General features: G+C 62.7%; 20 protein-coding genes and 1 tRNA gene (1 of these 21 cut by a window edge). 10 read left to right on the top strand and 11 right to left on the bottom strand.

What is annotated here, in order from left to right; genetic code table 11:
* Window positions 1-37 precede the first annotated feature (37 nt).
* The 3 genes from pqqC to pqqA all read right to left on the bottom strand — a co-directional run bounded on the left by pqqC (window position 38) and on the right by pqqA (window position 1863).
* The gene (gene pqqC, locus AC1PPK_RS21215) at window positions 38-754 is read right to left on the bottom strand and encodes a pyrroloquinoline-quinone synthase PqqC (RefSeq protein WP_481114981.1); all 717 of its coding nucleotides are present in this window, start codon (window positions 752-754) and stop codon (window positions 38-40) included.
* Window positions 751-1668 carry a pyrroloquinoline quinone biosynthesis protein PqqB gene (gene pqqB, locus AC1PPK_RS21210; protein WP_481114980.1) on the bottom strand — a complete coding sequence of 306 codons (918 nt, stop codon included), beginning with the start codon at window positions 1666-1668 and terminating at the stop codon, window positions 751-753. Before pqqB ends, pqqC begins: the two co-directional genes overlap by 4 nt.
* A gap of 120 nt (window positions 1669-1788) precedes the next feature.
* Window positions 1789-1863, bottom strand: a complete 75-nt coding sequence (gene pqqA, locus AC1PPK_RS21205; protein ID WP_139379539.1) for a pyrroloquinoline quinone precursor peptide PqqA — start codon at window positions 1861-1863, stop codon at window positions 1789-1791.
* A 119-nt stretch (window positions 1864-1982) separates the two neighbouring features.
* Here pqqA and AC1PPK_RS21200 point away from each other — a divergent pair, with 119 nt between their 5' ends.
* The 3 genes from AC1PPK_RS21200 to AC1PPK_RS21190 all read left to right on the top strand — a co-directional run bounded on the left by AC1PPK_RS21200 (window position 1983) and on the right by AC1PPK_RS21190 (window position 3931).
* On the top strand, window positions 1983-2882 hold the full coding sequence (locus AC1PPK_RS21200) for an alpha/beta fold hydrolase (RefSeq protein WP_481114979.1): 900 nt from the start codon (window positions 1983-1985) through the stop codon (window positions 2880-2882).
* A 139-nt stretch (window positions 2883-3021) separates the two neighbouring features.
* Window positions 3022-3432: a c-type cytochrome gene (locus tag AC1PPK_RS21195; RefSeq protein ID WP_481114978.1), complete on the top strand. Its 411-nt coding sequence runs from the start codon at window positions 3022-3024 to the stop codon at window positions 3430-3432.
* 232 nt (window positions 3433-3664) lie between these two features.
* The gene (locus AC1PPK_RS21190) at window positions 3665-3931 is read left to right on the top strand and encodes a DUF2249 domain-containing protein (protein WP_481114977.1); all 267 of its coding nucleotides are present in this window, start codon (window positions 3665-3667) and stop codon (window positions 3929-3931) included.
* 6 nt (window positions 3932-3937) lie between these two features.
* Here AC1PPK_RS21190 and AC1PPK_RS21185 read toward each other — a convergent pair whose 3' ends face one another.
* Entirely contained in the window at window positions 3938-5122 is a 1185-nt protein-coding gene (locus tag AC1PPK_RS21185) for an HPP family protein (RefSeq protein WP_481114976.1), read from the bottom strand.
* Between the two features lie 100 nt (window positions 5123-5222).
* Here AC1PPK_RS21185 and AC1PPK_RS21180 point away from each other — a divergent pair, with 100 nt between their 5' ends.
* Window positions 5223-6332: a hypothetical protein gene (locus tag AC1PPK_RS21180; protein ID WP_481114975.1), complete on the top strand. Its 1110-nt coding sequence runs from the start codon at window positions 5223-5225 to the stop codon at window positions 6330-6332.
* A 56-nt stretch (window positions 6333-6388) separates the two neighbouring features.
* Complete coding sequence (gene thrC, locus AC1PPK_RS21175) at window positions 6389-7828, top strand: threonine synthase (protein ID WP_481114974.1); 1440 nt, start codon at window positions 6389-6391, stop codon at window positions 7826-7828.
* Between the two features lie 101 nt (window positions 7829-7929).
* Here the strand turns inward: thrC and AC1PPK_RS21170 are convergent, their stop codons facing one another.
* Window positions 7930-10032: a TonB-dependent receptor family protein gene (locus AC1PPK_RS21170; protein WP_481114973.1), complete on the bottom strand. Its 2103-nt coding sequence runs from the start codon at window positions 10030-10032 to the stop codon at window positions 7930-7932.
* A gap of 301 nt (window positions 10033-10333) precedes the next feature.
* Between AC1PPK_RS21170 and AC1PPK_RS21165 the strand changes: the two genes are divergently transcribed.
* The gene (locus tag AC1PPK_RS21165) at window positions 10334-10828 is read left to right on the top strand and encodes a hypothetical protein (protein WP_481114972.1); all 495 of its coding nucleotides are present in this window, start codon (window positions 10334-10336) and stop codon (window positions 10826-10828) included.
* 125 nt (window positions 10829-10953) lie between these two features.
* Here AC1PPK_RS21165 and AC1PPK_RS21160 read toward each other — a convergent pair whose 3' ends face one another.
* Window positions 10954-12177: a porin gene (locus AC1PPK_RS21160; protein WP_481114971.1), complete on the bottom strand. Its 1224-nt coding sequence runs from the start codon at window positions 12175-12177 to the stop codon at window positions 10954-10956.
* A 445-nt stretch (window positions 12178-12622) separates the two neighbouring features.
* Here AC1PPK_RS21160 and pyrF point away from each other — a divergent pair, with 445 nt between their 5' ends.
* The 3 genes from pyrF (at window position 12623) to AC1PPK_RS21145 (ending at window position 15087) form a co-directional block, all read left to right on the top strand.
* Window positions 12623-13441, top strand: a complete 819-nt coding sequence (gene pyrF / locus AC1PPK_RS21155; protein WP_481114970.1) for an orotidine-5'-phosphate decarboxylase — start codon at window positions 12623-12625, stop codon at window positions 13439-13441.
* 170 nt (window positions 13442-13611) lie between these two features.
* On the top strand, window positions 13612-14517 hold the full coding sequence (locus tag AC1PPK_RS21150; RefSeq protein ID WP_481114969.1) for a transglutaminase-like domain-containing protein: 906 nt from the start codon (window positions 13612-13614) through the stop codon (window positions 14515-14517).
* Window positions 14518-14559: 42 nt separating this feature from the next.
* Window positions 14560-15087 carry a hypothetical protein gene (locus AC1PPK_RS21145; RefSeq protein ID WP_481114968.1) on the top strand — a complete coding sequence of 176 codons (528 nt, stop codon included), beginning with the start codon at window positions 14560-14562 and terminating at the stop codon, window positions 15085-15087.
* 3 nt (window positions 15088-15090) lie between these two features.
* On the opposite strand, the gene AC1PPK_RS21140 is transcribed toward AC1PPK_RS21145, so the two are convergent.
* Complete coding sequence (locus AC1PPK_RS21140; protein ID WP_481114967.1) at window positions 15091-15687, bottom strand: DUF938 domain-containing protein; 597 nt, start codon at window positions 15685-15687, stop codon at window positions 15091-15093.
* 143 nt (window positions 15688-15830) lie between these two features.
* On the opposite strand from AC1PPK_RS21140, the gene AC1PPK_RS21135 reads away from it, so the two are divergent.
* Window positions 15831-16979 carry a TIGR03088 family PEP-CTERM/XrtA system glycosyltransferase gene (locus AC1PPK_RS21135; protein WP_481114966.1) on the top strand — a complete coding sequence of 383 codons (1149 nt, stop codon included), beginning with the start codon at window positions 15831-15833 and terminating at the stop codon, window positions 16977-16979.
* Between the two features lie 80 nt (window positions 16980-17059).
* Here AC1PPK_RS21135 and AC1PPK_RS21130 read toward each other — a convergent pair.
* From AC1PPK_RS21130 to AC1PPK_RS21115, 4 genes are all read right to left on the bottom strand, one after another.
* Window positions 17060-17136 (bottom strand) — tRNA-Pro (locus AC1PPK_RS21130).
* A gap of 54 nt (window positions 17137-17190) precedes the next feature.
* Window positions 17191-18141: an alpha-E domain-containing protein gene (locus AC1PPK_RS21125; RefSeq protein ID WP_481114965.1), complete on the bottom strand. Its 951-nt coding sequence runs from the start codon at window positions 18139-18141 to the stop codon at window positions 17191-17193.
* A 2-nt stretch (window positions 18142-18143) separates the two neighbouring features.
* Window positions 18144-19562, bottom strand: coding sequence for a circularly permuted type 2 ATP-grasp protein (locus AC1PPK_RS21120; protein WP_481114964.1), 1419 nt, complete (start codon window positions 19560-19562; stop codon window positions 18144-18146).
* A protein-coding gene (locus AC1PPK_RS21115; protein ID WP_481114963.1) for a hypothetical protein crosses the window boundary here: on the bottom strand, window positions 19562-19573 show its final stretch. 165 nt of this gene lie beyond the right edge of the window; 12 of the gene's 177 nt are visible here — the last part of the coding sequence; the start codon falls outside the window, past its right edge — the gene reads right to left on this strand; the stop codon is at window positions 19562-19564. Before AC1PPK_RS21115 ends, AC1PPK_RS21120 begins: the two co-directional genes overlap by 1 nt.

Here is a 19573-nt window from a genome sequence, read left to right as displayed (position 1 = left end):
AGATCTGGTCGAATGAATTCGACCCCACGGTCTGGCGTTACCGGGGGCCGCCTTCCAGGCCGTACTTGACCATCATCGCGTCGTTCATGGACCACAGGATGTCGAGCTTGAACTTGAGGATGTCGAGCGCACGGAGCTGGGCGGCGCGGGTGTCGAAGTAGCCGAGGGTGATTGCCAGGCCTTGTTCCACGTCGCGGCGGGCCTGGGTGACCCGGTTGCGGAAGTACTGCAGGCCGTCGGATTCGATCCACGGATAGTGCTCGGGCCAGTTGGCGAGGCGCTGCTTGTGGATGGTGGGGGCGAACAGCTCGGTGAGGCTGGAGCACACGGATTCCTGCCACGGGCGCTGGCGGCAGAAGTTGAGGTAGGCGTCGCAGGCGAAGCGCACGGCGGGGATTACGTGGCGCTGGTCCACGATCTCCTCGCGGCTGAGGCCGACCGCCTGGCCGAGGCGCAGCCAGGCTTCGATGCCGCCGGCGTCGTCGCCGTGGCCGTCGTGGTCGAGGATGCGCTGGATCCACTCCCGGCGCACGTCCCGGTCCGGACAGTTGGACATCACCGCGGCGTCCTTCTGCGGGATGATGATCTGGTAGTAGTAGCGGTTGGCCACCCAGCCCTGGATCTGCTCACGCGTGGCCTTGCCGGTGTTGAGCATGACGTTGAAGGGGTGGTGGATGTGGTAGGCGGCGCCCTTGTCGCGCAGCTGCGCTTCGAACTCTTCGGGCGTCCAGGGGCGAAGTGGGTCTTGGCTCACAGTGCGATCTCCATGCCGTCGTAGGCCACCTCGATGCCGGCGGCGGTCAGGGCCGCGCGTTCTGCCGAGCTTTCGTCGAGGATCGGATTGGTGTTGTTGATGTGGATGAGGACGCGGCGCACGTGGCGCGGCAGACGGGCGAGCTGTTCGATCATGCCGCCGGGGCCGCTCTGGGCCAGGTGGCCGATGTCGCGGGCGCGCTTTTTCGACAGGCCCAGGCTGATCATCTCGTCGTCGGTCCAGAAGGTGCCGTCCACCATCACGCAGTCGGCGCTGCTCATCGCGTCGAAGACGGCGTCGTCCACTTCGGCCAGGCCGGGCGCGTAGAACACCCGCTTGCCGCTGGCCGGGTCGATGACGGTGAGACCGATGTTGTCGCCGGGCACCGGGTTGCCGCGGTGCGGAGAGTAGGGCGGCGCGGCAGACAGCAGAGGCATGGCGCGCCAGTCCAGGCTGGCGGAGCCCTGCGGGTGGAAGCTGCGGCCGTCGAGCGGAACCGGCTGGCGGTCCACGCCGCAATAGTGTTCGAGCAGGTGCAGGATGGGGTTGCCGCGGGTCAGATCCTCGAACACCGGGTCGGTGGTCCAGATCGGCCACGGGCTGCCCTTTTCGCGCAGCATGTAGAGGCCGGTGGTGTGGTCGATCTGGGCGTCCACCAGGACGACCGATTCGATACCGCAGCCGCGCAGGCCTTCGCTGGGCCAGGTGCCGGCAAATTGCTGGAATTGCTGCAGGATGTCCGGCGAGGCATTGACGAGGGTCCACTTGGCGCCGTCGGCGCTCACTGCGATGGACGATTGGGTGCGGCGCTGCAGGCCAGCCTGGCCGGCACGTATACCCCGGCAGTTGGCACAGTTGCAGTTCCACTGGGGAAAGCCACCGCCGGCGGCGGAGCCGAGAACTCGGATTTTCATGGCTTGGACGTGACCGCAGAGGCTGGGTGGGGCGTTGCGGAACCGGGGGGCCGAGCCGCAACGCCGACTCGCTGTCGCGAGATGGAAGGACAGACCTTTGACGGGTCTATCCGGGCGCCATCACTTGGCGGCGATGTACATGGTGATTTCGAAGCCGAAACGCAGATCGCAAGCTTGGGGGGTGGTCCAGGTCATGATGAGTCTCCAATTTTTTGATTGATGGTTACGGTCCGCCGGAAGGCGAATCCGTGGAGAGCATTGTTGCGGGGGGCGGCATACTTGCGCCTCACGAAAATCATGATTTCGAGGTTGGGATGGCAAATGGACTGCTCGACGTGGGCGACGGCCACCGGCTGTATTACGAGACCTGGGGCAACCCGGCCGGCGCGCCGGTGGTGGTGCTCCACGGCGGGCCGGGCAGTGGCTGCAGTCCGCGCCTGCGCGAGCTCTACGATGCGCAGCGCCATCACGCGGTGTTCTTCGACCAGCGGGGCTGCGGGCGCTCGCTGCCGCTCGGCGAGATCCACGCCAACACGACGATGCATCTCATCGACGACATCGAGCGCCTGCGCCGCCATCTCGGCATTGCCCGCTGGTGGGTAAGCGGCGGCTCCTGGGGGGCGACGCTGGCGCTGGCTTACGCTGCGGCGCATCCGCAGGTGGTGGATGGCGTGGTGGTGCGCAGCGCCTTCATGCCGGGCGACGGCAATGTGCGCTGGTTCTTCGAGGGGTTGGCAGCGTTGCGGCTTGAGGCCTGGCGGGCCTTGTCCGCGGCGCTGGGCGATGCGTCGGATCTGCTGGCCGAACTGGCGGTGCGTCTCGGTGGTGATGACCGCGAGGCGGCCGGCGCGGCGGCGCTGGCCTGGCTTCGTTATGAGCAGGCGGTGAATGATCCGGCTACGCAGCTTCCGTCGCCGACGACGGAGGAGCTCGACCGTTTGATGGGTAAGTACCGGCTTCAGGCCCATTATCTGAAGGCTGGTTGCTTTCTAAATGAAGAGGACTTCCTGGACGCCTGCGTGGGGTTGTCCGGCCTTCCGGTCTGGCTGATCCACGGCCGTGACGACGTGGTTTGTCCGCCGTCCAATGTTGAACGTATCCACGCGTGCATCGACGGCAGCCGGCTGGTGTGGATCGAGGCTTGTGCTCACGACCCGTTTCATCCGGGCATGGCGGCGGCGTGGCGAGCGGCGCTTGAGGGGGAACAGGGCTGAAAAGTAGCCGGTGCTGGCATCGGCTGGTGCCAATTGATGCGGGTCAATGAGACGGGCGGGGGCGGAGCGCTAGCATCGCGCCGTGTTCCTGGAGTGTTCCGTGGAACCCCCAATCCCCATCCGATTACCGAGATCTGTCATGCGTACAACAAAACTCCTCCCCCTGCTTCTCGTTGCCCTGCTGGCAGCCTGTGGCAAGTCCGAAGCCCCCAAGTCCGAGGCGCCGAAGGCTGAGGCGCCTGCCGCGACTGCTCCGGCAGCCGCGCCGGCACCGGTTGCCGATGCGGCTGCCGACGGCGGCAAGGGCCTCGATGTGTTCAAGAAGACCTGTGTGATGTGCCACCAGACCGGCGTGGCCGGTGCCCCCAAGCTGGGCGACAAGGCTGACTGGGGCCCGCGCATCGCGCAGGGTAAAGACGTCCTGTACAAGCATGCCATCGAGGGCTTCAATGGAAACAAGGGTGCAATGCCGGCGAAGGGCGGCAATCCGTCCCTGTCCGACGAAGAGATGAAGGCAGCTGTCGACTACATCGTCAGCAAGGGTCAGTAAGCGTTCGATTCTCCTTTGACCTCGGCGCGCACCCCCCGCGCGCTAAAGCCCGGCCGGGCAATCTGCGGCCGGGTTTTTTTTGCCTGCAGAGGTGGCGCCCGGGCGCTTGAATGTGCGGCCTTCGCAGCAGAGCGCGCAAACCCGATGCAGATCAAGGAAAGCCGGTTTGGGCGACGGCACACTGACGATACCCGACAGATTCAGTCGGATTTATCGATACCTTGGAGCCAGCATGCAAACCATTCACGTCTGCAACCACACCACTCCCGAAGCCATCTACCCCTTCGACGCCCGCGGCATTGCCAAGCGTTTCCGCCATGCGGCCATCTTTGGCGCACTGGATGCGCTGGTGCCGGGCGAGACGATGCGCTTCTGCAACGACCACGATCCGCTGCCGCTGCTTGGCCAGCTCCAGCAGCGCTACGGCGAGACGGTGTCCATCACCTACCAGCAGCGCGAGCCCGGCGCGATCGTCATCGACTTCGCCAAGCTCGGTTGAGCGGCTTCAGGTCTGGTCGCCCCGCACGTAGTCGAGGGCCTCGTGCTGGAACAGCACGGCGGTCATCGTCGTCGGGGTGATCAGGCCGGCCAGCCTGCCCGCTGCGTCCACTACCGGCAGCGCTCCTTGGCCACGCTGGCCGAGTATGTCGGCGGCGACGGCGATGCCGTCGGTAAGGCTGGCAGTGCGCAGGCCGGTGCGGGGCGTCAGCATGAGCTGACCGACGACCTCCGGCTTGTCGGTGTGCGGGCCGGGCGTCGGACGCAGCAGGCGGCGTACGTTGTCACCGATGCGCTGGCCGTTGTCCGGCTCCACGTGGAGCAGGAAGTCCTTCAGCGTCAGCAGGCCGATGACCCGCTCGGTCCGATCCACCACCGGCAGCACTGAAAGGGCGTGGTTGCTCATCAGGCGCCAGGCCTCGTTCAATTCGGTGGCGAAATCCACGCGCTGCGTTGCCGGGCCCATCACATCACCGCAGGTCAGCAATACATGGCGGTGGAATGCGTGGCGGGCTGCCCGCTGGAAGACTTGGGTCAGGTCTTCCTCGCTGATGTCCAGGTAGGCATCGATCTCTTCCAGTGCCGCGGCCAGGTCCGGCTGGCGGATGCCGGCGGGGCTGCGCTCCGGCTGCTTGGGTGTGGATACCGCGGGTGAGCACAGCGGATAGCGCCGGCCAGGGATCAGGTTATTGACGGTGGTAGTGGCCAGCAGCATGGCGATCACGTTCCAGCCGACCGCAGCCAGGCTGGTCAGCGCGTCGAGTCCCTGGGAAGCGGCGCCGACCATTACCAGCGCCATCGCACCGCCGGGCGGGTGGATGCAGCGCAGCTGACCCATGAGCCATACAGAGATCGCGACCGCCAGCGCACCGGCGAGAAATGGGGAGGTGATCCAGTGCCCGCAGGCGAGGCCGGTCAGTGCCGGCAGCAGCAGGCCACCGGCTACGGACCAGGGCTGGGCCAGCGGTGAGTGGGGTAAGGTGAACAGGATCACCGATGTGGCGCCGAGGGGCGCGAGCTGCCGCTTGGAATCGGCCGACACCGGTAATACAAACAACACGCTTTCGTAGATCAGAACGCCAACTATTGCAGCAAGAGCGCTACGCCAGCGTTCGGTGCGGGAGAGAGGGGCTGCGTCGGCGAAGAGATAACGGCGGGAAAAACGGATCAGGGCGAGACGAATGGTTTCCATGGGGGTAAATCTTGTTTTCTTGTTCTGGCATGCCGGTGGGCATGCAGCCTAGGGATGACTTCTTGCATGGGCCTTGATCTGTGATTGTTTGGAGAAAAAAGTGCTGATCTATCTGGGGGCGAGCGTTGTGGTTGCGTTCGGGCTGGCCATCGGGCTGGCGGTGACGGGGGCCTCTCCGGCCGCGGCCGCCCACGCGGCCTTTGCGCTGGGGGTAATGCCGCTGATCTTTGCCGCGATGGGGCATTTCGTGCCCGTGCTGACGCGCAGCGGGGCTGCGGAAAAGAGCGTTCATTTCCTGCCGCTGGCGCTGCAACTGGCCGGCGCGCTGGTGGTGGCCGCCCTGGCCGGTGTGTTGCCCGGCTGGAGCCTGCATCTGGCAGCGAGCATCGGCATCATGGCGGCCCTGGGCCTCATGGCCTGGCAGTGGAGGCGCGGGCGGGCCGCGCTGGGGCGACCGCACCCGGGGCTGGCCTGGTACAAAGCGGCGCTGGGTTGCCTCGCCGTGGCACTGGTGGCGATCTTCGTAGGCCTGCTGTGGCCGGCGGCGTATCCGGCGCTGCGTCTGGCGCACCTGCACCTCAACACCCTGGGCTTCATCGGCCTGACGGCCATCGGGACCCTGCATGTGCTGATGCCGACCGCCCTCGGCCAACCGGACCCGCAGGCTGCGGTGAGACTGCGGCGCCAGCTGCCGTGGGCGCTTGGCGGTGTGGCGGCCAGTGCGGCCGCAGGGTTCATCCCGTTGCTGGCGGTTGCAGGGGGGCTGGTGATCGGTGGCGTACTTCTCCACACAATGTATGGATGGTGGCGGACCTATGGCCTGGCGCGGCTACTCGGTGATGGCGCAGCCGTAGCGCTGAGCGGGGCGACCTGCGGCCTGCTGCTGATCATCGGTGCCGGTGCCTTGCACAGCATGGGCGGCATGCTTGCCCGTCCGGCGATCGTCGGTTTCTTTGGGCTGTTCCTGCTGCCGTTGGTGACCGGGGCGCTGTCCCAGCTGTTGCCGGTGTGGCGCTACCCTGGGCCGCTGACCCCGAAGCGGACGGCCATGCGGGGGCGACTGGTGCGCTTCGGCGGCTTGCGGGCCGTGCTGTTTCTGGTCGGTGGTGGCCTGTTGCTGGGCAGCGTGGCAACCGGGGCGGTGCTGCTGGCGGTGGGGATCGCGCTGTTCGCAGGTGTCCTCGTGCATGCCCTGGTGCAGCGGACCTGAAAGCACCCGTGGGTGTGCTATCTTCCTGGGTTTTCGTTTTCAACTCGGCGAGAACCATGCGCTACATCTCCACCCGCGGCCAGTCTGCTCCCCAATCCTTCTGCGACATTCTTCTTGGCGGCCTGGCGCCGGACGGCGGCCTGTACCTGCCGGAGACTTACCCGCAGGTGACTCGTGCCGACCTGGATGCGTGGCGCAAGCTGTCCTACGCCGAGCTGGCTTTTGCGATCCTGTCGCGCTTCATCGATGACATCCCTGCCGCCGACCTGAAGGCGATCTGCGACAAGACCTATACCGCCGAGGTGTATGGCTACGTGCGTGACGACGCCAAGGCCGCCGAGATCACTCCCGTTCATTGGCTCGAGGCCGGCAAGCTGGGCCTCTTGGAACTGTCCAATGGCCCGACCCTGGCCTTCAAGGACATGGCCATGCAGCTGCTCGGCAACCTGTTCGAGTACGTGCTCGACAAGCGCGGCGAGCAGATCAACATCCTCGGCGCCACTTCCGGCGACACGGGCTCCGCTGCCGAATACGCAATGCGCGGCAAGCATGGCGTGCGCGTCTTCATGCTGTCGCCCCACGGCCGCATGAGCGCTTTCCAGCGCGCCCAGATGTATTCCCTGCAGGACGACAACATCTACAACATCGCCGTGCGCGGCATGTTCGACGACGCCCAGGACGTGGTGAAGGCGGTCTCCAACGATCACGCCTACAAGGCCAAGTACAAGATCGGCGCCGTCAATTCGATCAACTGGGCGCGCGTCGCGGCGCAGGTGGTGTACTACTTCAAGGGCTACTTCGCGGCTACCGAGAACAACGACCAGCAGGTCGCCTTCGTGGTGCCGTCCGGCAACTTCGGCAACATCTGTGCCGGCCACATCGCCCGCCAGATGGGCTTGCCGGTCGCCAAGCTGATCCTCGCCACCAACGAGAACGACGTGCTCGACGAGTTCTTCCGCACCGGTGTCTATCGCCCGCGCAGCACCGCCGAGACCCACGCTACCTCCAGCCCGTCGATGGACATCTCGAAGGCTTCCAACTTCGAGCGCTTCGTCTTCGACCTGGTCGGTCGCAACGGCGACACGGTGCGCGAACTGTGGAGCAAGGTGGATGCGGGCGGCGCCTTCGATCTGTCCGGTACGCCTGAATTCGCCGCCATCGGTCAGTACGCCTTCGCTTCCGGCAGCAGCAACCACGCCGAGCGCCTGGCGACGATCCGCCGCGCCGACAAGGACTACGGTACGGTCATCGACACCCACACGGCCGACGGCCTGAAGGTCGCGCTCGAACTGCGCGATCCGTCCGTGCCGACCCTGGTGCTGGAAACCGCCCAGCCGGCCAAGTTCGAGGACACCATCGTAGAAGCCCTGGGTCGCAAGCCCGCGCGTCCGGCCGGTCTGGACAACATCGAGGCGCTGCCGCAGCGTGTCGAGGTGATGGATGTGGATGCGGAGGCCATCAAGGCCCTGGTCGCGCGGACGGTCGAAGCCGGCTGATAGGCGTTCTGCTCCATGAAAAATGGCCCCGGATTCCGGGGCCATTTTTCATTCTGGGCTGGCATTTACGTGGGGAGGATGAACTCGCCTCCGCAGGTGCCTTACCAAGTGTAGCGGGCGTTGATGCCGGCCATCCAGTTGCGGCCAGGGGCGGACTCGTAATAGCGGCTGTTGGTGTCGCCGACGATCACCGAGCCGACGTAGTTGCGGTCGAACAGGTTGTCCAGGCGGGCGAATTCGCTCAGGCGCCAGTGGTTCAGGCGTTGTTCTGCCGTGACCCGTAGATTGGCGATGGCGTAGGAGGAAGCCGGCGTGGCGGTGTTGGTGTCCTCCACGTAGATCTTGCTGCGGTAGACGCCTTCGACGGCCGTGGTGATGGCCGGCGTGACTTTCCAGGCCAGGTCGCCGAACACGGTGCTGCGCGGAATACCGGGGATGGCGTTGCCGTCGTTGATGGTCTTCGTACTGGCGCCGGTGCCGGTGGTGAAGCTGCCGTCGTAGATCGCCCGGATGTGGGATACCGCGAAGCGGCTGCTCAGGTCACGCCGCCAGGCGGTATCGAAGGAGGCTTCGATGCCCTGGCGCAGGGTCTTGCCGACGCTCTTGTAGCTGGTCCGGCCCCCGGTGGAGGTGTCGACGACCAGTTCGTCGTCCGTGCTGATCTGGAACAACGCGACGTTCAGGCGGCTGCTCTCGCCGATGAGGGCCTTGGCGCCGACTTCATAGTGATTGCTGCGTGCCGGGTTGAGGCCGAAATTGAAGCTGCCGCCATTGCTGGAATAGAACATCTCGTTGAGCGTCGGCGTTTCGAAACCTTTGGCGGCGCTGGCGTAGAGATTGATCGCCGGATTGAGCTTGTACACCACGCCCAGGACCGGCGTGGTCTTGGTGTAGTTGCGGCTGCCGCTGTCGTTGCCGTTCAGCAGGTACTGGTCGGTGATGTCGAACTTGACGGTGTTGTAGCGCAGGCCGCCGGTCAGGCTCCACGGGCCGCGCTGCCACTCGCTCTGTACGTAGGCGCCGGTGCTCTCGACGTTGTCGGCTTCCTTGCGCCGCAGGGTGCTCTTGGTGCCGTTGAGGTTGTCGAAGCCGCTCCGGATGTCCTTGCTGACGTCGTATTCGAAACCGGTGGTGGTGGTGACCTTGCCGCCAAGGGCCTGACCGATGGCGATCCAGCGGGCACCGTAGCCGTAGAAGGTCCGGTCGAAGTCCACCACGCCGCCGGAGCCCTTGGTGACGGCGAGGGCGGACGGCGGAATGGCCTGGTACTGGGTTACGCTGCGCTGGCCGCTGTAGGCGGAGATCTGCAGCAGGTCGGTGCCGAAGCGGCGTTCGTAGGCAACGCCGCCCTGCAGGTGGTCGATGCTCTTGCGGGTGTTGTACTGCGTGGCGACGGGGTTGACACCCCGCGGATTGCTCTTGTATTCGGCTAGGGTGAGGCCAAGGGGATCCTGGGTGTTGTGCTGCCACAGGCCGTTGATGGTGAAGGTCAGCTTGCTGTCATCGTCGGGTTTGCCGGTGATCTTTGCAAAGGCCTGTTCGCGGGTCGCGGCGCTGTGGTCACGGTAGCCGTCGGTGCTGAAGCGAGATGTGTTGAGTACGTAGCCGAGGCCATCGAGCTTGCCCTGGGCGGTGATGTCCTCTTTCCGGGTGCCGTAGCTGCCGGCCGCAAAGCCGGCATCCACGCTGGGATTGTCGCGGGGCTCGATGGTGAACAGCTGGATCACGCCGCCGGAGTGGTTGCCGTAGATGGCCGAGAAGGGGCCGCGCAGCACTTCCATGCGCTCGGCCACATCCAGGTTGAAGGTGGCGGCCTGGCCTTGTCCGTCGGGCATGCTGGCGGGGATGCCGTCGGCGATCAGCTTGACGCCGCGCACGCCGAAGGCGGCCCGGGCGCCGAAGCCACGGCTCGAGATCTGCAGGTCCTGGGCGTAGTTCTGGCGGTTGTTGGCGACCACGCCGGGGACGGCGACGAGGGCCTCGGATGCATTGACGCGGGGCTGGCCCGACGTGATCTCCTGCCGGTTCAGTACGTCGATGGAGGCGGGCAGGTCGAAACTGGCGGCCTCGGCGCGGCTGCCGGTGACCACGACCGGGTTGAGGATCACGGCCGGGGTATCGGCGGCCATGGCCGGTGCATGGGCGGCGGCGAGGGTTAACATCAGGGCAGCGTAAAGCGGACGAGGGAAGAAGCGGGCGGGCATTTGTTGTTTGTCTCCGATGTTCTGTGAGTCCGGGAGGTGGCCGGAAGTTGGCCGACGATACCTGTTTGAGGGGGCTGCCGCCTCAAGAAAATCATGATTCAGTCGCGATATTCAGGGAGGGCAGAGCGTGTTCTCCTATGGAGCAGCGGCTTGCCGTGTGTGCCGTGTCGTCCATGCATGTCGGACACGCCGAAGCGCTGCGAACGTGCGGTTTTCCTGCACGATGTCTTGTCGTATTGGCTTACAGTCGCTTACAGGCCGCGTGCGGCGTTTCCCATAAAGTTGAGGTGGAGGACATCAAATGAAACGAATTCTAGTTGCAGCTGCGTTGGGCGCATTGGCCCAAGGCGCGATGGCTGCCGATGTGGGTGTATCCATCAGCATCGGCGATCCCAATTTCTATGGCCGCCTCGACATCGGCAACTACCCGCGTCCGGCCCTGCTGTATGCGCAGCCGATGGTGATCCAACCGGTCCCCCGTGGCGTGGTGCGGGAGCCCCTGTATCTGCGTGTGCCGCCCGGCCATGCGAAGAACTGGAGCAAGCACTGCGCGCGCTACAACGCCTGTGGTTATCCGGTCTATTTTGTGCAGGACCGTTGGTACAACGACGTCTATGCACCCCGTTACCGGTCGGGGCCGGAGTATCGTCCGCGGGAACATCATGAAGATCGCCACGGGCACCGTGAGGAGCGTTGGGACCGGCGGGACGAGCGCGGTGGTGGTTGGCAGGACCGTGGTGACGGAGAGCGTGGCAACGGTCATGGGCGAGGCCATGGCCGCGATCGCGACGACTGAGGTTACGGCGTTTTTCCCGCAAAAAAATGGCGCCCCGAAGGGCGCCTGAAGGAGGGAGAAACACAACAGGTTGGTTGGTGGGCATCTTCTTCGGTGCCCACCGGAACTGAGTCGCCTGGAATGGCTTAGAAGAACAGGATCGCGCCGGCGGAGATGGTGTTGTTCTTGGTCTCGAAGGCGGAGCTGGTGATCTTCTCGTGGTTGAATTCGCCAACCAGGGTCACGAACTTGTTCAGACCGTGGTAGACACCCAGGGTGTAGGCGCTGTTTTTGTTCTCAGGACCGCCGAAGACGGCAGTGGTTGCACCGTCCTTGTCCTTGTTTTGGCCCCAGTTGATGCCGAACTTGGTCTTGTTCAGCTTATAGGTGCCCTGCAGGAAGTAGCCTTGGGAGTCGGTCTTGTTGCCGAAGCCGTCGCTGCCGCCAAGGAACTGGGCGCCAATGGTGGACAGGCCGAGACCCTTGCCCTTGAAGCCGTAGGCCACAGCTTCGAAGTTGTTGATGCTAGCCTTGACACCGGCTTCATAGCCGGTGGCGGTGAAGCTCTTGGGATTGCTTACGCCGTCGCACACGGCGCCGCTGGAGCAACTGGTGCTCTGGGTGACGAGGCCGCCCCACACCTTGCCCGGTACGGCGCCCTTCCAGTCGTAATCGACCTTGGCCTGGAAGCCGGGGGTCTTGGTCTGGTCGCCGGCAAAACGGCTGGGCTGGAAGATGCCGGCAGAAGCTTGCAGGCCGTTGTAGTTCGGCGTGCTGTAGGTGATCTGTGCCTGGAAGCCGGTGTACATGTAACCGTGGGCGATCATGCCGAAGGTCGTGTTGTACGGGATACCGGCATTGGAGGTGCCGCCGACGCCCAGCAGGGTCATGTCGGACAGGATGATATTCTGGCCGAACAGGCCAATGTCACGCCCGAACTTGAGGGTGCCCCAGTCGTTGTTGCCGAACTGGAAGTACACGTTCCGGGTGTCGATCTGGCTGTACGGATTGGTGATGCCGGCGCCGCCCGCGTTGTTGCCGATCGGCAGGCCGACGACGGTGGAGTTGTTGTTGATACCGGGGGCGAAGCTGAAGTGGGCCTTGATGTCCTGGTCGCCGGCCTTGGTGGTGACCACGAAGTTGATCCAGCCGGGCAGCAGACCGTTGGTCAGCTCGCTGTTCTGGTTCTTGGTGGTGACGCCCGTGGCCTTGTTTTCCGTCTTCGAGTCGCGATTCACGTAGAAGCCGTTGATCGTGCCGTTGATATCGACGGTCACGTCATTCTGGGTGAAGCTGACGGCTTGGGCACCGCCGGCGGCTGCGGCCAGGCAGGCGAGAGCGACGGATTGGGCCAGAAGGGTTTTCTTCATAACGATTGTCTCCGGAATTTTGTCGTTGATGTCACCAGCGAAGCGCGGGCTATGGTGCGCCGCTACTTCGTTCCTCCCGAGGTCGGGTTTCCGTGGGGAAACACGCCGTGACGGAGCAACCATCCATGTGCGAGTGCTGTGCCAGATCCGGCGTCAATGGGTTGAGATAAGCTGATTTAATTCTCAAGTTATTGTTGTTTATCGGTATTTTTTCTTCGAATGAACGCCTGGCAGGTTTGGAGTGCGACATCTGTCCTGTTCAATAAATGAACAGACTGTTGTGACGTTGCGGAAGCCCTGATGCAGTTCGTGACAGGGGTGGAGCATGCTGTAGCGCAGCATGGGCGTCCGGAGGTGCATATGGGCGGTTGGCGGCAAAAGTGGGTGGCGCTGGTAAAATCGCGTCTCAGATTTCACTCTTTCGGGCTGTCAAGCCCGCGCGCCCATGGATTTCCGTTCCAAACTGGCTGCCGCCTGGCAGCGTCACGACTCCCTGCTTTGTGTCGGCCTCGACCCGGACGTGAAGCGCTTTCCGGCCCATCTGCAAGGGCGTTCTGACGCTGTGCTGGCCTTCTGCAAGGGGATTGTCGATGCGACGGCGGATCTGGCCTGTGCGTTCAAGCCGCAGATCGCGTACTTTGCCGCGGCCCGTGCCGAGGATCAGTTGCAGGATCTGATCGCTTACATTCATGAGAAGCATCCGGCCGTGCCGGTGGTGCTCGATGCGAAGCGTGGCGATATCGGTGCGACGGCCCAGCAGTATGCGCGGGAGGCTTTTGAGCGTTATCAGGCGGATGCGCTGACGGTGAATCCGTATATGGGTTTCGATTCTGTGGAGCCCTATCTCGAATATCCCGATCGCGGATTGATCGTGCTGTGCCGCACATCGAATCCGGGTGGATCGGATCTGCAGAACCTGACTGTGGAAGGTGGTGCAAGACTTTATCAGCACGTGGCCGAACTGGTGGCTGGCAAATGGAACTTGCATGGCCAGAACGCGTTGGTGGTTGGGGCGACTTTTCCGCAAGAACTGGCTGACGTGCGGCGCATCGTGGGTGATCTGCCGCTGCTGGTGCCGGGGATCGGTGCGCAAGGGGGGGATGTGGAGGCGACCGTCAAGGCTGGGCGGACGGCTGCAGGCTCCGGACTGATGATCTCCTCATCGCGGGCCATCCTGTACGCGGGGAGTGGCGAAGATTATGAGGAACAGGCCCGTAAGATCGCACTAGGGACCCGGGACGAGGTGAATCTGTACCGTTCCTGAGTGCTTGGGGGCACGGCTCCAGTGCTGCAGAAAGTCCGGCGTGTTGCGATGCCGCAGAGTAGGATACGGACTTGTCGTTGGTGGCCGTGTCGTGCCCTCAGCGATGGTCATTTTTCTCCCGCCGGATGACCCGCGTTTGTGCGTTCAAGGCTGTGTTTCCAAGGGCGCTTATGGTCAGGCTCAAGTTTTCTGTCGAGCTGAATTACGAGGTCGCGCCGCCGAGCTGTGATTTCATCTTCAACATTCACGCTGCTCATACCCGTTACCAACGGGTTGTGACGGAGATGATGGAGCTTGGGCAGTTCCTGCTGCCGCAGGTCCATACCGATGCAGCGACCGGCAATCGTTACATGCGTTTGAAGGCGGAACCGGGGCGTTTGCGCCTGCGCTATAGCGCTACAGTGGACCTGCAGCACCACATCGCCTTGCCAGAGAACGTGCCTGAGATTCCGGTGGCGCACTTGCCTGCCGATGTGCTGACGTATCTTTATCCCAGCCGCTACTGCCAGTCTGACCGGCTGTACGATGTGGCGGGGCGTGAATTCGGTATGCTGACGCCGGGCTACGGGCGGGTGAGGGCGATCTGCGAATGGGTCAGCCGGCATGTGACCTTCAAGTCGAACTCCACCAATGCCAGTACGTCCGCATTGGATACGCTCGGAGAGCGTGTTGGTGTGTGCCGGGATTTCGCCCACCTGATGATCGCTCTTTGCCGGGCCCTGAATATTCCGGCACGCTTTGTGGCTGGTATCGATTACGGCGCTGATCCGGCGCTGGGGCCGAGTGATTTCCATGCTTATGTGGAAGTCTACCTGGGAGACCGCTGGTATCTCTTCGACCCATCTGCCACGGCGATCCCCATGGGCTTGATGCGTTTCGGAACCGGGCGCGATGCTGCTGACGTGTCTTTTGCGACGATCTTTGGGGCGGTGCAGGCTGAGTCGCCCAAGATTGCCATCGAGGCCGTGCATGACCCGCTGGGAGGCTTCGAGCTGCCACGCAAGCGCCCTGAGGCCTTGTCTACCGACGATGGTTCCGCGGTGCTGATCGGTACACGCCTGGCGCCGTTGAGCTGAGTCGCAGGAACGTACAGAACACTCTACAAAAAGGAGATTTCCATGAGCACCATCGAAGAGATTGCCGCTAGGCACGGTTTCAGTGCAGATGCCGGCCGTGCTGCCTATGCGGCCCTGCAGGCTGGTGGCTTTAGTCAGGCCCAGTTCAGCCACCCCGAACTGGGTGGAATGGGGCAGTGGATGAGCGGCGGCATGATGATGATCGGCGATATGTTCAATGAGGGGCTCAAGTGGCGCGTCGGATCTCTTCTCAGTGAATTGTCCCAGCATCGGGAGGCGCCGCCTGCAGCGGTGCCGGCAGGCAGTAACTGGGGCTTCGCCCAGTCGGCCAACTGGTGGCCTGCCGAGTTGGGCTCGCCGGCGAGTTCCGGTAGTCAGAATGACATGGCGTACGCGTGGTTTCCGAGCGCGGGCAAGTTGCTGGTCAAGCTGTCGGGTGACGTGTTTTCCTTTGATACCGGAAATCTGTCCATCTACGGAGTGCAGCAGCAGCAGGGCGGCGGGATCGCGTCGGTGGTGCTGAACACGTCGAACGGGCCGATGGGGCTGCTGGGGCTGAATCGCACTTGAGTCTCAGTGCCGTTGCCAGCTCAGGCAGCGGTTGTTGGCGGGCATCGTCTCGTCGGCAACCAGTTCGAAGCCACTTTCTGCCGCCAGGGTATTGACGGCCTCAAAGTCCCGGATGCCCCGCTCGGGATGTGTGGCTTTCAGGTTGGCGTCGAATTCGGCATTGCTGATGCTGGTGAAGTGTCCGCCGTAGTTGAAGGGGCCATAAACGGTTAGGCGTGCATCCGGCGTGAGCACCTGGGGTAGGGCTCGGAAGAAGGCCTGAACGCTGTTCCAGCTCATGATATGCAGGGTGTTGGCCGAGAACACAGCATCGAAGCTGGCGCTAGGCCATGTGCCGCACACATCGAGCTCGAGCGGCGGCGGTGTGTTGGGCAGATCCGCCTCTGTTAGCCATTGTTGGATACCAGGCAGATTCTCGGCCCGGTCGCTGGTCTGCCAGATCCATTGAGGCTGCGCGGCGGCAAAGTGAATCGCGTGCTGCCCCGTTCCCGAGCCAACCTCCAGAACTCGCCGGCAGCCGGCGAAGCGTACTTGAAGTATGTCGAGGATGGCGTCGCGGTTGCGGTCGCATGAAGGGGCGTAGGGCTTGTCATTGATCATAGTCGAGGTGTCGTTGTCAGGGGGGCGGCCACCGACAGCCAAGAGCGCAAATTGCGCCTTTTCAGGAAATCCGTCCGGAATAGGCGATCGAGAGACCTGCTATAGTCCGCGACTGATTCGGAAAGTCTCCTTGGCCTGGAAAGATGAGCGACAGTCGCCCCCTGATAATTCACATTGTCTACAGCTTCGATGTAGGTGGCCTTGAGAACGGTATCGTAAACCTGATCAACCGGATGCCTGTCGAGCGCTTTCGGCACATGATTGTCGCGTTGGCCTATTGTTCGCCATCCTTCTGCCAACGCATCCAGCGCAGCGATGTGGAATTCGTGTCGATCAACAAAGGCGCAGGTCACGGCTTCCGGCTGTACCCGAAGATCTACCGGATGCTTCGGCAGCTCAAGCCTGCTGTGGTCCACACACGTAACCTGGCTGCCCTCGAGATGGTGGTGCCGGCCTGGTTGGCCGGTGTCCCGCTACGCCTGCACGGGGAGCATGGTTGGGACAATTCCGATCCGGATGGTCGGAATCGCAAGTATCGCTTGCTGCGAAAGCTCTATTCTCCGTTCGTCAGCCGCTACATCGCCTTGTCGCGGACAATCGAGTCCTACCTTGTGGAGCGAGTCGGTATCGAGGCTGGCCGCATCAGGCGCATCTGCAATGGAGTGAATGCAGACCGTTTCGTGCCTGCCGCGACGAGGCGAGAGATCTCTGGCTCGCCCTTCAATGACCCAGATCTCGTCGTGTTCGGAACCGTGGGGCGTCAGCAGGTCGTGAAGGGTCAGCCGACGTTGGTCCGCGCCTTTGGGATGTTCGTGCGCATGAGTGAGGAGGCGGCCAAGCGTGCTCGCTTGATCCTCGTCGGGGATGGTCCGCTGGCCGGCAGTCTTGCCGAACTGGTGCAAAGCGAGGGGCTCGACGGTCTGGTATGGATGGCGGGTGAGCGTTCAGACGTTCCCGAAATCATGCGCGGTCTCGATGTGTTCGTGCTGCCGTCCCAGGCGGAGGGGATCTCCAACACCTTGCTGGAGGCCATGGCGTCGGGCTTGCCGGTGGTTGCTACAGCAGTGGGGGGCAATCCCGAACTCGTTGTCAATCAGCAGACGGGACTACTCGTCCCTGCGCTCGATCCTCAAACCATGGGGGCAGCTTTTGCTGTGCTTTTTGATGATCCTGCGAGGGCGCGTTCGATGGGGGCTGCCGGGCGGGAGCGCGTCCTCGCCAACTTCAGCATGGATGCGATGATGGGCAACTACTTGGCGCTTTATGAAGGGAAGCCCGGCCTGTCTGTTTGATCCAGGATACGCTTGGCGCTTTGAGCAAGGCGCCGAAAGCAAAAAGCCAATCCTGAAGGATTGGCCTTTTGTTGAATCAATGGTCGGGGCGGCGGGATTCGAACTCGCGACCCCTTGCACCCCATGCAAGTGCGCTACCAGGCTGCGCTACGCCCCGACAAGCTGCGCATTATAGACATGTATTCCGGCTTTGCCAAGCCCTAATTGCATTTCATGCGCGGGCAGGGATGAGAAAATCTTCGGAAATGCGGCAGCCGAGATCAAAGATACGGTCGCGGAAGTCTTCAAGGTAGTTCCGGAAGCCTACTTCGAAGATGCGTTCGATACGACCAAAGCGCAGATGCGATTCCAACTCTCCTGCCAGCCTTTCGGTTTCTGCAGAGCGAGCATTCGAGACGCGAGTCAGATTCGAGTAAACCTCTTTCATGCTGCGCGCCAGAGAGCGAGGCATGTCGGCGCGCAGGATCAGAAGCTCGGCAACCCGTAGCGGCGTGATCTGATCGCGATAGACCTTGCGATACACCTCGAAGGCCGACACGGACTGGAGTAGGGCGCTCCACTGGTAATAGTCATTGGCCTGCGTGGCGTCCTCGTCGGTGCCGGGCAGCAGGTTGAGGTACTTGACCTCCAGGATGCGAGCAGTATTGTCCGCCCGTTCGAGAAAGGTTCCGAGACGTATGAATCGTAGGGCTTCGTCCTGCAGCATGGTGCCAATGGTGACGCCACGTGACAGATGGGAGCGATACTTCACCCATTCGAAGAAGGCGCCAGGGCCGTTCTCCCACAGCTTGGTGGGTGTCAGGTCGCGCATCTTCAGCCATGTGGCGTTGGATGTTTCCCATAGCTCGGAGGTCAGCGTGCCGCGGACTGCGTGCGCATTTTCGCGGGTTGCCCGCAGGCAGCGATAGATGCTGCCCGGGTTGTCCTTGTCGAAGATCATGAATTCAAGCACTGCCTCCGTGGTGTGACGCGGATGCTTGGCCAGGAAGGTATCCTGAAGCTCCATGATTTTCAGCATGCCGGCCCACATGGGTTCTACGTCTTCCCCGTTCTGGGGAAGCAGTGACAGCCGGTAAGTTACGTCCAGAATGCGGGCGGTGTTTTCGGCGCGCTCCATGTAGCGCGCCATCCAGAACAGGTGGTCAGCGGTGCGGCTCAGCATTTTCAGGCCTCCAGTACCCAGGTGTCTTTGGTGCCCCCGCCTTGCGAGGAGTTCACCACTAGCGATCCTTCACGTAGCGCGACCCGCGTCAGGCCGCCGGGGACCATTTGGATCTCCGTGCCGGAGAGCACGAAGGGGCGCAGGTCCAGGTGACGTGGTGCGATGCCGTTCTCCACGAAGGTTGGGCAATTCGAGAGGGCCAGTGTGGGCTGGGAGATGTATTTGTCAGGATTGGCTTCGAGATGCTTGCGGAAAGACTCGATCTGCTCCTTGGTGGATGCGGGGCCGACGAGCATCCCGTAGCCTCCCGCACCGTGAACCTCTTTCACTACCAACTCTGGTAAGTGGGCCAGGGTGTAGGCTAGGTCTTCTGGCTTGCGGCACATGTATGTAGGTACGTTGTTAAGGATGGGCTCTTCTCCGAGATAGAAGCGGATCATCTCTGGAACGTACGGATAGATGGATTTATCGTCCGCTACGCCGGTGCCGATGGCGTTGGACAGAGTGACGCGACCGGCGCGGTAGGCCTTCAGCAACCCGGGGACGCCAATCATCGAATCTTTGCGAAATGCCTGCGGGTCGAGGAAGTCGTCGTCGACGCGACGGTAGATGACGTCAACACGGCGAGGGCCTTGCGTTGTACGCATGAAGACTTGATCGTCTTCGACGAAAAGATCCTGGCCTTCAACCAATTCCACGCCCATCTGCTGCGCGAGGAAGGCGTGTTCGAAATATGCACTGTTGTATGCGCCGGGCGTCATGACGACGACCGTCGGGTCGGCAACGCCGACCGGCGCGACGCTTCGCAAGGTGTGCAGCAGCATGTCCGGATAATGCTCAACCGGGGCTACGCGATGTCGGGCGAAGAGCTCAGGGAAGAGGCGCATCATCATGCGGCGGTCTTCGAGCATGTACGACACACCCGAGGGGACACGTAGATTGTCCTCGAGAACGTAAAATTCGCCTGCGCCGGCTCGGACTACATCGACCCCCGCAATGTGCGCATAGATGTCGCAGGGGACATTTACACCCTGCATCTCCGGGCGATACTGTGCATTCTTCAGTACCTGATCGGCGGGGATGTGCCCGGCCTTCAGGATCTCCTGATCATGATAAATATCATGAATGAAGGTGTTCAGCGCTTTGACACGTTGACGCAGGCCTGCTTCCAGGCTTTTCCATTCCTTGGCTGGGATAATACGAGGAATGATGTCAAACGGGATCAGGCGCTCCGTACCGGATTCCTCACCGTACACGGCAAACGTGATGCCGTAACGATGAAAGAGGGCGTCCGCTTCCGCTCTCTTGCGTTCAATGCGGTCTGCCGGAGTTTCGTTCAGCCACTTGGCGTAGCCGGCGTAATGACTGCGGACACTCCCATCGTCCGCAGCCATTTCATTGAAGAATTTTGTGATGGCCATTAGCGCTCGCC

Source organism: Zoogloea sp. JDB1 (assembly GCF_056724025.1).
This window is presented reverse-complemented; position numbering and strand designations above follow the sequence as displayed.